Source organism: Streptococcus sp. GMD1S (genome assembly GCF_000296875.1).
GTDB lineage: Bacteria > Bacillota > Bacilli > Lactobacillales > Streptococcaceae > Streptococcus.
Genome location: NZ_AJQY01000142.1, coordinates 1 through 1,292, shown reverse-complemented (window position 1 = coordinate 1,292; position 1,292 = coordinate 1). Strand labels below are relative to the sequence as shown.

Annotated in this window: 2 protein-coding genes and 1 pseudogene; 1 reads left to right on the top strand and 2 read right to left on the bottom strand. The window is 39.6% G+C overall.

All coding sequences use genetic code 11. From position 1 onward, the window contains the following. Together GMD1S_RS07755 and GMD1S_RS07750 are read right to left on the bottom strand one after the other, a co-directional pair. Window positions 1-257, bottom strand: a 257-nt coding sequence (locus tag GMD1S_RS07755; protein WP_000634599.1) for a metal ABC transporter permease, incomplete at its 3' end; no start/stop codon positions are given. Continuing rightward, the gene (locus GMD1S_RS07750; protein ID WP_000619158.1) at window positions 254-976 is read right to left on the bottom strand and encodes a metal ABC transporter ATP-binding protein; all 723 of its coding nucleotides are present in this window, start codon (window positions 974-976) and stop codon (window positions 254-256) included. The genes GMD1S_RS07750 and GMD1S_RS07755, both read right to left, overlap by 4 nt. A gap of 179 nt (window positions 977-1,155) precedes the next feature. Here GMD1S_RS07750 and GMD1S_RS07745 point away from each other — a divergent pair. Further along, window positions 1,156-1,292, top strand: a pseudogene (locus GMD1S_RS07745) (peptidase M13); the annotation flags it as partial.

The following is a 1,292-nucleotide window of genomic DNA, read 5'->3' as shown; positions in this document are numbered from 1 at the left end:
CCCTTGATGTAGGTAATGATGATGGAAGCCATCAAGCCAAAGATGATTGCTCCAATAAAGAAATCAATTCCCAGGATAAAGGAAAGGGCTACGCCGGGCAAAACTGCGTGAGAGATGGCATCCCCCATGAGAGACATTCCACGTAAGATGATAAAACATCCCACGGCTCCAGCAACCACCCCGATGACTATAGCTGTTATCAGGGCATTTTGTAGGAAATGGAAATGTTGCAATCCATCGATAAATTCTACTATCATAGGTCACCTCCATTGAAAAAGAGTTTGCTACCGTAAGCCTTCTTAAGATTGACTTCGGTAAAGGTTTCTTCAGTTGAACCAATAGCAACCAATTCTCGATTGAGAAGCATAACTTGGTCGAAATAATGAGGGACTTTGCTGAGGTCATGATGGACGATGAGAACTGTTTTACCAGCTTTTTTAAGGTCTCTCAGTGTATTCATGATAATCTCTTCACTGATCGAGTCAATCCCGACAAAAGGCTCATCTAAAAAGATGTAGTCAGCTTCCTGCACTAAGCAGCGGGCAATCAAAACACGTTGGAATTGTCCTCCAGAGAGCTGACTGATTTGGCGATCAGCATAGTCTGAGAGTCCAACGATTTCAAGTGCATCCGCCACTTTTTTCCAGTGGCTGGCCTTTAAAGTGTGGAAGAGCGGGATAGATGGATAGAGTCCCAGTGAGACACATTCCTTGACCTTGATAGGGAAATTGTAGTCGATATGGATTTTTTGCTCGACATAGGCAACTCGATGTAAAGATTTCTTGACTTCTTTGTCATCGAGAAAGGCCTGACCTTCGTGTGGGATAATTCCCAACATACTTTTTAATAAAGTTGATTTTCCAGCACCGTTTGGACCAATAATTCCGGTAATAGTTGGTCCGTGGAGCACTAGTGAAATATCCTTTAGTGCCAACGTTTCTTTGTAGGAGACACTGAGGTTTTCGATACGTATCATACAGTTATTTTCCTCCTGTCTTTTAATATACATTAAAAAAAAAATTAAGTCAAGTTAATTTTTAAAAAATTTAAAATAATAACTAAAAAATGAAGAAAAAAGAGAGACCATTTTTAATTGCATTCCCAAGTGTTTTTTGCTAAGCTAAGAATAAGTGAAAAAATGAAAGCGAGAACAAGATGACACGTTATCAAGACGATTTTTATGATGCAATCAATGGAGAATGGGAAAAAACAGCTGTTATTCCAGCTGATAAATCTCGAACAGGTGGCTTTATTGACCTTGATGAGGAAATTGAAGAGTTAATGCTGGCAAC

What these genes read in the sequence shown, in the direction of transcription:
- GMD1S_RS07750 (WP_000619158.1), bottom strand. Translation starts at nt 976, where the DNA reads ATGATACGTATCGAAAACCTCAGTGTCTCCTACAAAGAAACGTTGGCA.